This window comes from Pelagicoccus sp. SDUM812002 (genome assembly GCF_031127835.1).
GTDB lineage: Bacteria > Verrucomicrobiota > Verrucomicrobiia > Opitutales > Opitutaceae > Pelagicoccus.
This window is the reverse complement of sequence record NZ_JARXHX010000022.1, coordinates 19,913-34,370: the sequence shown is the minus strand read 5'-3', so window position 1 is coordinate 34,370 and position 14,458 is coordinate 19,913. Positions and strand designations below refer to the sequence as shown.

General features: G+C 55.5%; 9 protein-coding genes. 7 read left to right on the top strand and 2 right to left on the bottom strand.

The features are described 5' to 3' along the window. Window positions 1–25 precede the first annotated feature (25 nt). The 5 genes from QEH53_RS20850 to QEH53_RS20830 all read left to right on the top strand — a co-directional run bounded on the left by QEH53_RS20850 (window position 26) and on the right by QEH53_RS20830 (window position 4,212). A complete protein-coding gene (locus QEH53_RS20850) occupies window positions 26–457 on the top strand; it encodes a DUF1801 domain-containing protein (protein ID WP_309025162.1) in 432 nt (143 codons plus the stop codon). 41 nt (window positions 458–498) lie between these two features. Continuing rightward, the gene (locus QEH53_RS20845; protein WP_309025161.1) at window positions 499–1,224 is read left to right on the top strand and encodes an alpha/beta hydrolase-fold protein; all 726 of its coding nucleotides are present in this window, start codon (window positions 499–501) and stop codon (window positions 1,222–1,224) included. A gap of 154 nt (window positions 1,225–1,378) precedes the next feature. After that, a complete protein-coding gene (locus QEH53_RS20840; RefSeq protein WP_309025160.1) occupies window positions 1,379–2,131 on the top strand; it encodes a metallophosphoesterase in 753 nt (250 codons plus the stop codon). Between the two features lie 131 nt (window positions 2,132–2,262). Further along, entirely contained in the window at window positions 2,263–3,006 is a 744-nt protein-coding gene (locus QEH53_RS20835; protein WP_309025159.1) for an SDR family oxidoreductase, read from the top strand. A 168-nt stretch (window positions 3,007–3,174) separates the two neighbouring features. After that, a complete protein-coding gene (locus QEH53_RS20830) occupies window positions 3,175–4,212 on the top strand; it encodes a glycoside hydrolase family 43 protein (protein ID WP_309025158.1) in 1,038 nt (345 codons plus the stop codon). Between the two features lie 6 nt (window positions 4,213–4,218). On the opposite strand, the gene QEH53_RS20825 is transcribed toward QEH53_RS20830, so the two are convergent. Then, complete coding sequence (locus QEH53_RS20825; protein WP_309025157.1) at window positions 4,219–5,817, bottom strand: fibronectin type III domain-containing protein; 1,599 nt, start codon at window positions 5,815–5,817, stop codon at window positions 4,219–4,221. A gap of 85 nt (window positions 5,818–5,902) precedes the next feature. Continuing rightward, a complete protein-coding gene (locus tag QEH53_RS20820) occupies window positions 5,903–8,764 on the bottom strand; it encodes a TonB-dependent receptor (protein ID WP_309025156.1) in 2,862 nt (953 codons plus the stop codon). A gap of 538 nt (window positions 8,765–9,302) precedes the next feature. Here QEH53_RS20820 and QEH53_RS20815 point away from each other — a divergent pair. Next, window positions 9,303–11,003 (top strand): hypothetical protein, encoded by a 1,701-nt coding sequence (locus tag QEH53_RS20815; protein ID WP_309025155.1) that lies wholly within the window; start codon window positions 9,303–9,305, stop codon window positions 11,001–11,003. Between the two features lie 310 nt (window positions 11,004–11,313). Further along, the gene (locus QEH53_RS20810; protein WP_309025154.1) at window positions 11,314–14,433 is read left to right on the top strand and encodes a glycoside hydrolase family 2 TIM barrel-domain containing protein; all 3,120 of its coding nucleotides are present in this window, start codon (window positions 11,314–11,316) and stop codon (window positions 14,431–14,433) included. Window positions 14,434–14,458: the final 25 nt, after the last annotated feature.

Genomic DNA, 14,458 nt, shown 5'->3' with positions numbered 1-14,458 from the left:
CAGCGATCTTGACCTTACTGAATCAATGGAAAAATTTCCCATCAAAGACGAAGCGGTCGCGGCCGCATTCGAAGTTTTTCCCCCACAAGTCCGTCCCCAGTTGCTCGCACTGAGGTGCTTAATCCTGACAATCGGCCATCGTGTCGATCCTATCGGGAAAGTCACCGAATCCCTCAAGTGGGGCGAACCGAGTTACAGCACGATTTGCGGTAGTCCGGTCCGAATCGGATGGAAAGATAACAGACCTTCTGAGCTCGCTCTCTACTTCCACTGCCAAAGTAAACTTGTCAGCACTTTCAGAGCACTGTATCCAAATATCCTATCTTTCGATGGCAACAGAGCCATCGTGTTGAGGATCAAAGCTCCCCTGCCTCACAAGGAGTTGCAACACTGCATCGAACTCGCCTTCAACTACCACCGGATCAAAAAGCTGCCGCATCTCGGCACCCAAGCCTAAACAGGCTCTGTCAAAGAAACGAACAATAGAGACTACCGGAAATGGGAACCGTAGAACGAAAGCTCACCCTACGAAGTGAAATCCTCAACAACGAACGCACACTTTGGATACGTGAACCAAAGAATACCCACGGGAAATTGGACCTCCTCGTGGTCCTTGATGCCGAGCTCTATCGCAACCGCGTTCAAGTGCCCGATATCCTAGAATCACTTTTCGAATCAGGCGACCTCGACAAACTCCTGGTCGTTTATGTTTCATGCGTCGACATGGACACCCGTTGGATCGAGTGCCCCTGCTATCCGCCGTTTTCTGAATTCGTATTCAAAGAGTTGTTACCGCGAATCCATGAGGAATATCCCGATACTAAAAGCTCGCAGGAACGAGTTATTGCAGGTCTCAGCTATACCGGACTCGCCGCCTCATTCGCAGCTCTCTCCAACGATGGCCTTTTCACAAAAGTGATTTCCCAATCTGGCTCCTACTGGTCCAACGATTGTTGGCTGATCAAACAATTCGATGGTCGAGTGCTGCAGCACCCGCCCGCTTTCTTCCTCAATGTAGGGGACAAGGAAACACAGGGTTATGTCTGGCACAAGGAGGACGTTATTCAAAAAATCTCCCAGGTCGAAGGAGTCGAACGTTTCCGCGACATGCTCGTAAATAATGGATACACTGTCCGGTTCGAAACCTTCTCCGGCGGCCACTCCGCGGAAGCTTGGGCCACCTCCCTTCCGAACGCCCTCAAGTGGGCCTTTCCGCAGCGGTAACGAGAAGTTATCAAGGCGTCCAGGTCAGCGCGCTACGCCCGGCAAGTGGAGTCAACTAGGCTCCGGGCGTAGGTCGGAGCGATAAAATAGCCCAAACTCACTCTTTCCTTTTGCAGCCGATCCGCTGTGCCCGTTTCTTATCTACTGCAGAAAAATGAACGATTCATCTCACCATTGCCTCGTTATCCCAGATATCCACCAAAACGTACGATGGATCGAGTCCATCCTGCAAAAGGAAGGAGCCGCAGCCGACCGCATCGTCATCCTCGGTGATTATTTCGACCCGAAGGTCGAGTCGGCAACCGACGTCTCTGAAACCTGCATCTACCTTTCTGGTCTGCAGAAAAGCAACTCCGCACCCATTACCTTTCTTGTAGGCAATCACGACCTCCCCTACCTCTATGACCTGCACCACCGACGCAGTCCAAACACGAGCGACCCGAATCCCTACCTCAACGGAGCTTACAATCCCTACCTCTCCGAAAGCATCAAACAACACCTCTCGCCCGCATTCCTCGATCAACTCGAGCCCTTCGCCTTCGCCCAAGGCTGGATCCTATCCCACGCAGGTGTCCATCTGCGACACCTCGTCACCCACGATAGGGCCGGACTCGACGCTCTTCATTCCAGCTTGAAAGCGCAAGTGGTGAACCTCCCCCACCGACGCACCGCTGAACTTGCCGCCATCGGTACTGCTAGGGGCGGGTGCGACGAGCACGGCGGCATTGTCTGGCAAGATTGGTTTAAGGAGTTTGAAGATACGCTCGACTGGCCGCAAATCGTCGGACATACGATCATCCCCGAACCAAACCAAAAAGGTCGTAGTTGGGATCTCGATACAAAAAACGGAAGCTATGGAATTCTAGCAAATGGCAAACTGGAAATCCGCTGCCTACCCAAGGAATAAAGGCTACTCTTCACTCCTCCCTAAATCATATACAAGAGTACATTCGGAAAATAGCGGTTCGCCTTCGCCTTACGCTCCACCAAACCTGCCGGTCTCAAGAAAGTGACCCGAAACCTAGAAGCACACAAGATATGGTAGACGTAAAAAACAAATGGGCCCTCATCACTGGCGCCAGCCGTGGAATCGGCTATCTCACCGCCACGTTCATGGCGGAGCGCGGCTGCAATCTCATCTTGCACAGTCGGGTAGCTGAACACTGCAATCGAATCGAAACCGAGGCCAAGGAGCTCGGTGTCAAAACCATGGTGGTCTCAGCCGAACTTTCCGAGCACGATCAGGTGATCGAGATGCTCGACCTCATCAAGGCCTCCGAGACGGAGGTCGATATCGTATTCAACAACGCTGCGGTTCAAGTCGGCTATCGTACCGACTTTTGGAATACGCCCGTCGAAGACTTCGATCTCAGTTTTCGCATCAACACCGTCGCCGTAGCCACCATTTGCTACCGCCTCATGCCCGGCATGATCGAGCGCGGCTTCGGTCGGGTCATCAATACCACCAGCGGTATTCGCGACCAGCCGGAACAAGCAAGCTACTCCGCCAGCAAGGCCGCCCTTGATAAATTTACCAAGGATCTCGCAACCAAAGTGGAGGGCACCGACGTCTGCGTCAGCCTTACCGACCCCGGCTGGTGCCGCACCGATCTCGGCGGCCCGCACGCTCCCAACGATCCGAATACTGCCCTCCCGGGGGTAGCGGTGGGAGCCTTTATCGACGACCGTAAGAGCGGGCGCTTTCTACACGCAGACCACTTCCATGGCATGAGCCTCGAAGAAGCCGTAGCCAAGGCCCACACTTTGGAACGGGGCGATTGACAGTCTCGAGCGATCGGAACCCGCGTCTAAAACCTTCCCGCATCCCCCAATCGAGGGATCGGGATCGGCTTGCCCTTGATCGATACATTCCGTGAATTGCATCCTGCCTAATCCGCTCCGCCACCGTGCTCGAGCGTGCATTCACAATCTCCAAAGTCTCGATACAAGATGCCCCAACGCTCCAATTCCACGCTAAACGGTCTGATTCCCAAGCTCTTCCACCGAAGCGCGGCGGTCGCCGCCCCTCTCTTGCTCGCCTCCAGTCTTCTCGGAGCCGAGCCCGCTGGCTACCTCTTTGCCACCTTCAAAGGCGAGCAAACGCCCCTCACCGAGCAAATCTACTTTTCCACTAGCCACGACGGCCGCAACTGGAAGGCCCTCAACGAAGGCAAGCCCGTCTTGGTCAGCGAGCAAGGCGAAAAAGGCGTACGCGACCCCTACCTGCTGCGCTCCCACGATGGCTCGAAATTCTACATGGTAGCCACCGATCTCTCCATCAACCTCAACCCAAACTGGAGACGCGCCGTCACCGAGGGGAGTCACAACATCGTAGTCTGGGAATCTTCCGACTTGGTCAACTGGTCCGAGCCTCGCCTCATTCCGGTCGCTCCCGAAGACGCCGGCTGCACCTGGGCTCCGGAAGCGATCTACGACGAGGAAAACGGAAATTACCTGGTCTTCTGGGCCTCTACCACCGAGCGCGACGATTTCGCAAAACACCGCATCTGGGCCGCACGCACCGAGGATTTCAAAACCTTTGGCGAACCCTTCGTATTCATCGAGAAGCCGACCACCGTGATCGATACCACCATCATCAATGACGGCCAGAACTACTACCGCTTCACCAAAGACGAGAAGTTTAAGAGCATCACCATGGAAACCGCGCCTCGCCTCTCTGGTCCTTGGAGCGACGTCCCCGATTTCTCGCTCGCTCCCTTGCAAGGCTACGAAGGCCCGGAATGCTACCGCCTCGACGACCCCTCTTCCGGCGAACCCGCCCGCTGGTGCCTCATCCTCGACCAATATTCAAAAAATACCGGCTACCAGCCATACGTCACATCCGATCTCTCTTCCGGCCAGTTCTTGCCCGGCGAAGGCTTCAATTTCCCCTTCCACTTCCGCCACGGATCCGTCATCCCGCTCAGCGCCGAAGAACTTGATCGGGTAGAAAAACGCTGGGACGTAAGTGAGCAAGGGAACCACTGAAAACGCTCACTTCACTTGAGGGCGACGGTTTTCGGGCGGCAACGCTTCATGCAAACGGTTCGGAGCTCCGGCTCTTTTCTCTAGGGTAAACATATCGTAGAGCACGCCGGTCGCCGTACGAGCCTCGTAGTGCAGCTCGTCATGATCGACTGATATCACTTGGTAAAGCTGCGTGTCTTCCGCAGTGCGAACCGCGAAGTCGCCCTTGGTTATTGGATACATTTTCGGCCCGCTCACCGATACTACATAGACTGTCCCAATCTCTGGGTCATACGCTTGCTGGTAGCCGCTTGGAAAATTAGTTCCGGAAACTTTAGTATCCACAAATCCGGTACGTGCATAAGTGTGGTCGTGCCCATTGAGCACGAGGTCGACCTTGTACTCGTCGAGAATCGGTTTCCAAAGCTCGCGCAACTCGCGATTGTCCCTATCCCGAGCGGGCGAGAAGATGGGATGGTGAAATGTGATGATCGTCCACCGTTGCGGATTGTCCTCAAGTACACGGCGCAACCAAGCGATCTGCTCCTCGCGGCGGACTGATGAATCCAAGGAAATGATGCGCGTACCTTGGTAGTCCATGTAGTAGCAGGTTTCTTCAGTTCCTTCGGGCGGATTCTGAACTGGAAATGCGAACTGCGGACGCCAGTGGCGGCTCACGGTCGGCGTGCCGCGTTCCCGCAAGCGATCCCGCAGCGGAGCCTTGTCGAACTCGCTTCCGAGTAACTCATTTTCCGCGTAGCCGAGCTCCGAAAAAAGCTTACCGCTAGCGGCCAAAATCTTGTCATCATCGTCGATGTCGATCGTGCCAGCCATTCCCTTTGCCGCGCGGCCCGTGAGGCGATATCCACCAGCGTCCGTTTCCTCGAAGCTCACATCGAGCGCGACCTCGCGGCCGTCCTTAGCGTTCCAGAACCGTTCGTTCTTCGGACCGGGATTGGCCCGGTAGTATTCGTGGTTGCCGGGCGTGGCAACGATCGGAACCGTGGCGTTGACCCAAGCCGGAGCGCCATGCCATTCGCCCCATTCGGCGTCGCTAGCGTCTTCATTGATCAAGTCGCCCGCGTGCAGGGTGAACGCTGCTCGTGGAGCGGAACGGAAGGCCTCGCGAAAAACACGCGACCAGTGTGTTTTGACGTCATTTTGAGCGTCGCCGAAATAGACGAAGGTGAAGGGTGCAGGCTCGGCGCTCGCGGTGCGAAACTGGAAGTACTCGCTCCAGTTCTCACCATCGCCAACGCGATAGGCATATTGGGTATCGGGCTGAAGGTCGGCAAAGGTCAGCGTATGGTAGTGCGCTTTGTTGAGGTCGCTCGTAAAATCCGTGGTGGTCGCTTCCACATCGCGAGTCTTCAGGGCCCGTCCATTGTCGTTGGCGATCGCGATCTGCGCGATTCCGCGATGGACAGACGCGTCTGTTCGCCATGTCACGGATTGTGTCGTCGCTGGATCGGCCGCCCACGTCAACACCACGCGGTCGGGCAAAGGTGTAGGAGCGTGCGCCTCAGCATCAGAATAACGGGTCGGCTTCCATTCGTGCTGGTCGGAGTCGTGAGCAAAAAGCGGAAAGGCAATGAGAATAGGGACCAAAGTCTTGATGAATTGCATGGTAGCGAAAAGTTTGAGCAAAAAAAGGAAAGCCCTGGAACAGGCGAACCTGCCCCAAGGCTGCTGAATTGAAACCTGCAGAGAACTAGAACGTGTACTCGACACCAAAGGAATACTTGGCCCCTGCAAAACTGGCGTCCTCAACGAACTGCGCGTAGCCTTGGTAGGAGATCTGAGGTTCTCCCGTCAGGTTCGTACCAGTGAGGTAGAGCAGAAGCCTTTCGTTCACGCGGTAAGCAACTTCGGCATCGATTCGGTCTTCCGCCGCATAGAACTCGTCGCTCTCAATATCGTCTCCCAGGCCTTCGATATAGTCGTCGCGGAAACGGTAGTCGAGGCGAGCGGTGAAATCTCCGCGTGCGTAATCCATGGTGAGGGTGTAAAGCGTCTTGGAGAACCCCTCCAACGGAAGGTCGCGATTGTCGTCACGATTTGGATACTCTGCATCGCTTTCGGTGAAGGTCGCGCTGGCCGAGACGCTCAAACCCTTGAGCGCGTCAGGCAGGAAGTAAAGACGCTGGCGGGCGATCAATTCCAGACCGTAGTTGGTCGCGCCGGCTCCGTTGACGGGACGCTCGTACTCGTTGTCGCCGTTTTCCGCTGGGATGGGAATGCCGTTGCCGTCAAGTTCGTTGAAGTCGTAAACCTGCGTGTAAGTGAAGTCAGCGATGTCCTTGTAGAAGAAGCCGACCGAGTAGAGACCACCTTGGGATGTATAGTACTCCAATTGCGCGTCGAGGTTGTCGGAAATCGCGGGCTTGAGGTCCGGGTTGCCGTCTTCGATGTCGCCATCGTCATTGATGAATCGACCGCGCGAAAGTTCGCTCAGGCGAGGGCGGCCATAACTGCGGTTGTAACTCTCGCGAAGGATCAGGTTTTCGTTGAGCTCGTGGCGAAGGTGCAGTCCGGGCAGCCAAAAGGTGTAGGCGTTACCCTTCTCGACCATTGAAACGGAAGGGACTTCGTTGAAGTAACTAACCCGCTTGTTGAGGTTGTCCCATTCGTTACGCTCCACCCGGACCCCAGCAATGACGGTGTGAATACCGGAACGGAGGGTGCCCATGAAGTAACCTGCCGTGGTAGTCTCGGTCGCGTCGTAGTCTCCGACATTGCTATCTTCCAAGGAGTCGTCTTCCACGAATTCGAAAAGCTCCGGATCGGAGACCAGAAGAGACTCGCCGGCAGCAGGCCGCACGTTGAAGTACTTTGGCTTTAGGAAGAAAACTTCGTCCGTAGTTTCCAAGACGTCCGCATAGGGGAAGTCTTCGTCCATTTCGTAAAGATCGACGGTACGGTCGAAGTGCAGGTCGCTGGCGCGGCGCTTGAAACCTGCCTTGAATGTGAAGCCACCAGAGTCCGTCGCGAAGCTACGCTCCCAGTCTGCTCTAAAGGTTAGGACTTCTTCGATCTTCTCGGCAGTCACTAGCTCGAGTTCGCCTTCGGTCATCTGGCTCAAGTCCGTTGGATCGACTCCGTTTACTTCGCTCACGCGAATGTCTCCGTTCGGGTCTAGGATTTCGTATTCAAAAATAAACCACGGATCCTCAGGTTCCATGAGCATGTTCAGCTCGTTATCCTTGTTGACGGTGTTTTTGTTGCGGGAGAAGAAGACATCATAGCTCAACTTGCCCCAATCGCGATCGTGCTCTCCACCCACCGAGAACGAATAGAGATTGTTATCCTGGTCGTCGAGGGTGGCGATCCATCCCCGTGATGCCTCGCTATCTTCCGTGCCGCGGCCGCCAGTGGGAGTGAGCGAATCGTAAGTCTTGCGCCCGCCATCCTGGTTTTGGAAGCGCGTATCGATATCAATGTCCGTCTCGTACTTTATTCCACCACACTGGTACTGGCTTATGATTGGGCGGAAGTAGTAGGAATTGCTTTCGTCGGTGCGAAAGTCGACCGAGCCGCTCAAGGTCTGCGTTTTCGTCTTGCGGGTGTCGTGCTCGAAGTGAGTGGATTCCATGAACCAGACGGGCTGGTCATAACCCCCGAGATTGAGTTCAGGATTGGTCTCAGCATCAACTTGGATCCAGTCTTGGTCCGCATTGCGCGAGTATCGGTCCGTGTCGTAGCTGCTTAGGGTGAAGCTCAGGCCCAAATTCCGCTCGCCACCGCCAATGCTCAGGAGATCGGAGTAGGAAAGGCTGAGCGACTCGCCCCAATTGCCAGGTTCCTCGTTGAGGACCGCCGCGGCCTTCACTTTAACAGAGCGACCGTCGCGCTGGAACGCGCTGCGTGAAACCAAGTTCACAATACCGCCAATCGCATCCCCATCCCGGTCGGGCGTGGGTGCCTTGATCACTTCGATGTTGGTCACTCCATCGGCTGCTAGCTGACGCGGGTTGAAGCTGCGGCTACCGCCCGATGAAGGGACTCGGTTGCCGTCGACCTGCACAGAGTTGAATTCCCCAGCGATGCCACGAATGTTGATTTCGCCAGCGGAACCGTCTTGGTCCTCGTTGACACTGATGCCCGGCAAACGTTGAAGCGCTTGGCCGATGTTCCCATCCAGCACGGCGCCAAAAGTCTCTTCCGACACGACGTTGACAATGCCACTCGCCGTCTTCTGCTGGTTGATCGCTCTCGACTGTCCACCTGCAACAGCGCGGACCACGAAAGAGTCGAGCTCCACGACGTCATACGCGAGCGAGGCATTCAAAAAGCTCGCTGACCCCGCTTGGACCGATACTTCACTCGTTTTTTCCTCCAAGCCGAGATACCGAATCCGCACCGTGTAGGAACCGGCGGGAATTCCGGAGATCGAGTAACGTCCTGTTTTATCGGTTACAGTCTGGTATGGAGTCCCGACCAACGAGACGATCGCGCCTTGCAGCGACCGACCGTCGTCCACTTCCGAAACTTGGCCCGTGATCGACCCGGTATCCTGCTGAGCTTGCGCCAACATCGGCTCGAAAACTACAACTGATAATAAAAGCAACGCCATCTTCGCGATGCTCGTTCCAAAAATGCCTTTTGCAGCGGATAGGCATTTCCAATATTTAAAGTTTGAGGTTCGGTTCATAAGGATTTGGCGACGCCTTGAAACGTCGGGGAGTGATAAGTGTTAGGCTTCCGTCACGCCCCAGCACAGACACCCTGTCAATCGCTTCCAGACGCCTTTACAATTACGTTTCCAAACAGTAACAACCGTTGCCCGAGCGTTTCCCAAAGGATGCGCACCCGGCACAAATCATCCACTGGCGAGCGTATCCAGCATTACTATACGCTACCTAAGGTCGCGTGGCTCAAAATCCTCATCGAAAACTCATAGGACTGCTTGATTACCCCCTTTTTCGTATGTAAAACCAATCAGGGATGGAGCTTGAGACACGCTCTAAATTGTATGGGTTGCTGGCTCATGCGATGTGCACTTGCTAGCGATACCCTTTGTAAATCCACAAGGTCTATCGCGGTTAGGTTACATTTGTGTTTCAAGATCTGAATACGCTTTTAGATGCCAAAACGCGACCTAGCTTATCCGTATGGTTTATTCAAAGAGTCTCGGTCTAATCGGCATCCTCACCTTCGGAGTCTTATCAGCCAGCGCTGCTCCAACCTGGAGAGCGAGAACGGATTTGAACGCAGCTTTGAACGATCCGAACTCATGGGCCGGCAATCCCAATGAAACTGTCACTATCTATGCCGACCAACCTTTCCGCCTCCGTTTCGAATGGGAACGTCCCAAAGCCTACCTACCGGGTATGGCAGGAGTCATCCTTCAGTATCGGAGAAATGGAGACGACGATTGGATCGAAATCGGTGCCTACGACTTCCCCTATCCCAAGGGCGAGGAGCCGAGATCGCCCCGGATCAGTTCCGTGCATTCTCCAGCCTACATGCATGGCGAGCCGACAATCGACTTACTGTCTGGCTCTAACCTACCATTCGCTGGCGGAAGCGGAGTCAATCTCGCGGCGGCTGCACCTACTTGGAGCGAGCGAGGCGGCCACATGGAATTGGAGTGGGCTTTGGTCGCCCGCAGATGGTTGGATGGAGCTAAAACCAACGAACAAGGAGACTTGTTCGATATCCGCCTAGCTGATTCAACCGGAAAGCCTCTTACCGGCGCTAGCGTCGCTTCCTTCCAACTAGCTATTCGCGACGGCCACCTTGGAGGAACCTTCGTGGAAACTCCCGGCCGTATCGGTCCCTGGGAAGCGAGCAACGGAGACCTTTACTTCATCATGGAACCCGCCGAAAGCAGCAATTTGTTCATGATGCTCAAATCTGAGGATGGTGGAAGGACCTGGCACGAGGTCGACGGAGAAAATCGACCGCAGACCGACGACCTGGAATCGGTAGACGGACGCCTGCTCGACGGTACCATAGAAATTATTCACCAAGTCACACAGACCGCATTCCGGCATGCGTTCAACACCTCAGACCACCCTAGCGCTCCTGACCAGTGGGCGGTGACCGACGAGGCGGTGGCCCACGAACGTTCGATCGCCCAAGGCGCATCTTTGGTTGTTCGCAGCGATGGCAGCATGGTCGCTTTCTACGTGGGCGAGAGCTTACGGTATAGCATTCGCTCAGTGGATGGCGAGTGGGGCCCCAGCCACTTGGTTGAATCCGGAGCAGCTGCCGTCCTCGCAGGGCCGCAGGCCGTGCTGGGATCAGCCGACACCACGCACCTTGCTTATTTTAGAGGCGACGGCACCCTATGGTATCGCAGCCTAGACAAGGACAATTCTCTAGGCGAAGCCGTACCGATAGCTGAAGGCGTGGGTACCGGCCGAGACGCTTTCGGCTCCATTCTCCCCCTCGCTTATCTTCCCGCAAGCGATACCCTCGTGATCGCCTATCAACTCTCAGACCTCCGACTCTGGGAGCGGCGCATACAAGCAGCGGGAAAGCCCACCCGGGCGACAGCCATCACCCAAAGACCGGTGGTAAGGGAAGCGGCTGACTCCCAGCAACCTGGAGCAGACCTAATCGTGGTGGGCGACTCACTCCATGTACTCTTCATCGACGACGAGACAGGCGAGTTATACAGCACGAGCGATCAACAAGGCTGGGGACCGGCGGTACTCCGCGTTGCTGACGTTCGGGCAGATTGGGTAAGGGGAACATCTTACCCGTCGCCACTTTCCGGTTACATCTTGCGCTACATCTACGACGCAGGCTCCGGAGGCGGAGCAGGTATGAATCGCTACGGCGAATTCGCTATAGGGCTCGAGTAAGACATTACCGGACCCTTTCCTCCTTAACGTTCCACGTTTCTGCGATTCGAACAAAAGGTCGACGGCCAGCCGGAGCCTACGACAGAAGCGTCACCGTGAGTTAGTCTCCTGACGACTTTCCCCTATTCGGGGGATGGACGACCGCGGTCTGACCCTGTATCCTCGCCGGACCGTAGGGTTGCCGCCAGCGCTCGTTACCCCGTTTCCAACGTCCAAAGTCGGATGGAGAAAGCGACGTTTTCATTCATGATGCTGGCGGGAAGACTCCTACCGGACTTTCACTCCTTCACCCCTTAACCCATTTATGAAAATGGCCATTGTTCACAAGACCCTGCTGCCCCTGTTTGCAGCCATCATGACCAGCATTCCAGCAAGCTTCAACGGTAGCGAGCTAGATACTCCCGAGATCTTCCAGGTAAATCGAGAGCCGCCGCAAGCGAACTTCACCCGTTACGCAGAACTGACATCCACTCCCTCGCGAGCCGATTCTCCCTACTACCAGTCTCTCAACGGCGAGTGGAAATTTAACTGGGTACACAAGCCCGCTGATCGTCCCATCGGCTTCGCCGACCCGTCCTACGACGTTTCCAACTGGGGCACCATCCCAGTTCCCAGCAATTGGGAACTGGAGGGCCACGGCATCCCCATCTACACCAACCTCGTCTACCCATTCCCAAAGAACCCGCCCCACATCGACCCTTCCCACAATCCCGTAGGCAGCTATCGCCGCGAGTTCACGGTACCCGCCGACTGGGATGGCAAGGACATCTTCCTCAGCTTCGGCGCCGTGCGCAGCGCCTTCTACCTTTGGATCAATGGCGAAAAGGTCGGCTATAGCGAGGGCAGCAAAACCGAGGCAGAATTCAAAGTTAACGACTACCTACAAGAGGGCTCCAACACCCTCGCCCTTGAAGTCTACCGCTGGTCCGACGCCAGCTACATCGAGGACCAGGACTTCTGGCGCCTCAGCGGCATCGAGCGAGACGTCTGGCTCTACGCCACCAATACCGCCACTCTCAAGGACATCACCGTCACTGCCGACCTCGACGACTCCTATCAAAACGGAAAATTCAACACTGACTTCGAGCTCACCAACAGCGCTGCCAAGGCTCAAAAGTTAAGCCTCACCGCGACGCTTAAGAATGGAGACAAAGAGGTTTTCACTTTCCGGAAAAACGTGAAGCTCCCCGCTGAAGGAAGCAAAACCATCACCTTCGAGAAAACCATTCCCGCCGTCCGCAAGTGGACCGCCGAAACGCCTGAGCTCTATTCCCTCACTGTCACCGCGACACCCGAGAAAGGAGAACCAGAAGTCTCCCACTTCGACGTCGGATTCCGTCGTATCGAAATTAAGAATACCCAGCTCCTCGTCAACGGGAAGGCCATCTATCTTAAAGGCGTTAACCTGCACGACCACCATCCCGTCACCGGTCACGTCATGGAAGAAAGCATGACGCTCAAGGACCTGCAGTTGATGAAAGAAAACAACATCAACGCCATCCGCTGCAGCCACTACCCGAAGGAGGACTCGTTCTATACGCTCTGCGATCGACTCGGCTTCTACGTCGTCGACGAGGCCAACATCGAAGTGCACGGCATGGGCACTACCAACCAAGGCAAATTCGACGAATCCGTCCACCCCGCCTACTTGCCCGAGTGGAAAGGTGCTTTCATGGATCGTACCAAACGCATGTACGAGCGCTCTAAGAACCACCCATCCATTATAATTTGGTCGCTCGGCAATGAAGCCGGCAACGGACAAAACCAATTCGCCGCCTACGACTGGCTGAAGGAAGTCCAAGACACCCGCCCCGTACAATACGAAGGCGCCACCCAGTACTCGAACTCTGACCTCCAGGTTCCCATGTATTGGCAGCTCCATCACATGATCGAGTACGCCGAAAACGATCCCAAACGGCCTCTCATCCAGTGCGAGTACGCCCACGCCATGGGCAACAGTGTCGGTAACTTGCAAGACTATTGGGACGTCATTGAGTCCTACGACATCATGCAAGGTGGCTTCATTTGGGACTGGGTCGATCAGGGCTTGCTAGCCCAAGACGAGAACGGAAACGACTATTGGGCCTACGGCGGACACCTCGGCGGGGAACACCTGCAGCACGACCAAAACTTCTGTCTCAACGGCCTCATCAACGCCGACCGCACCGCCCATCCCGCACTCTACGAAGTCAAGAAAGTCTACCAGTTCATCAAGTTCCGCGACTTCGACGCCAAAACAAATACGGTCGAAATCGCCAACGGCTACGACTTCACCTCCCTCTCCGACTTCGAGATTAGCTGGACGCTGCTAAAAGACGGCGAGCCCGTCGGAAGCAATACCCTTCCTGTACACGACCTCAAACCTGGCGAATCGCGTCGCGTAAAATTGGATACGCTCGATTTCAACGAGAAAGACGGTGAGTATCTGCTCAATTTCGCCGCAGCGCTCAGCGTCAAAAAGCCGCTTCTCTCTGTCGGCACCGAACTCGCCGCCGAACAGTTCGTTCTCTCCGCTCCGCTACTGGCGAAGCAAGCGACGGGCTCACCCGCCTCTCCGACCATACAAGAAAACGGAAACGAAGTAATCGTCTCCGGACCTTCTTTCGAAGCCGCCTTCGACACCCAAACCGGAGCTCTCTCCGCCCTCAGCTACGCAGGAAATCAAATCCTCAAGGAACCGCTGAAGCCGAACTTTTGGCGAGCACCCATCGACAACGACTTCGGCTACCGCATGCCCAAAACACACGGCGCCTGGAAGCAAGCGACCGATTCTCCGCAACTCGCTAGCTTCACCCATGAAACCTTGGCGAATGGGAACCTAAAGGTCCGTGCAACCCACAAGCTAGGAGCCGTCGAAGGAACATTAGAAATTGTGTATGAGATTTCTGGCGACGGTTCGATCCTCGTCGAGAATAACCTCAGCGGCTTGTCCGCCGATCTCCCAGACCTGCCACGTTTCGGAAACAACGTTATCCTACAGGAAACGTATTCCAACGCCTCCTGGTACGGCCGCGGCCCCTTCGAAAATTATTCGGACCGTAAAACGGCTGCATTCCTCGGCCAATACGAATCGAGCGTCGAAGATCTTCTCTTCGCATACGGACGGCCCCAAGAAAATGGATACCGCACCGAAACCCGTTGGCTGTCTCTCACTAATGACCAAGGTGTAGGGGTTTCCATACAGGCTGTAGATCGCCCCTTCGGCTTCAATGCGCGTCACCAGTACGAATCAGACTTCGATCCGGGCTTGGAGAAAGCCCAGAGCAAAACCAGCGACATCTTTCATCGCGAGCTCGTCAGCGTAAACATCGACCACTCCCAAATGGGTGTCGGTGGCGATACGAGCTGGGGCTTGCGTCCGCACGAGCAATACCTAATCGCTCCGCAGGACATGTCCTACAGCTATCTCATCACCCCAATCGGAAACTAACTACAACGCGGTGCTCAAGCACCGT

Excerpts from the sequence above, each read along its gene's own strand:
- QEH53_RS20850 (WP_309025162.1), top strand. The coding sequence starts at position 26 with ATGGAAAAATTTCCCATCAAAGACGAAGCGGTCGCGGCCGCATTCGAA.
- QEH53_RS20845 (WP_309025161.1), top strand. The coding sequence starts at position 499 with ATGGGAACCGTAGAACGAAAGCTCACCCTACGAAGTGAAATCCTCAAC.
- QEH53_RS20840 (WP_309025160.1), top strand. The coding sequence starts at position 1,379 with ATGAACGATTCATCTCACCATTGCCTCGTTATCCCAGATATCCACCAA.
- QEH53_RS20835 (WP_309025159.1), top strand. The coding sequence starts at position 2,263 with ATGGTAGACGTAAAAAACAAATGGGCCCTCATCACTGGCGCCAGCCGT.
- QEH53_RS20830 (WP_309025158.1), top strand. The coding sequence starts at position 3,175 with ATGCCCCAACGCTCCAATTCCACGCTAAACGGTCTGATTCCCAAGCTC.
- QEH53_RS20825 (WP_309025157.1), bottom strand. The coding sequence starts at position 5,817 with ATGCAATTCATCAAGACTTTGGTCCCTATTCTCATTGCCTTTCCGCTT.
- QEH53_RS20820 (WP_309025156.1), bottom strand. The coding sequence starts at position 8,764 with ATGGCGTTGCTTTTATTATCAGTTGTAGTTTTCGAGCCGATGTTGGCG.
- QEH53_RS20815 (WP_309025155.1), top strand. The coding sequence starts at position 9,303 with ATGGTTTATTCAAAGAGTCTCGGTCTAATCGGCATCCTCACCTTCGGA.
- QEH53_RS20810 (WP_309025154.1), top strand. The coding sequence starts at position 11,314 with ATGGCCATTGTTCACAAGACCCTGCTGCCCCTGTTTGCAGCCATCATG.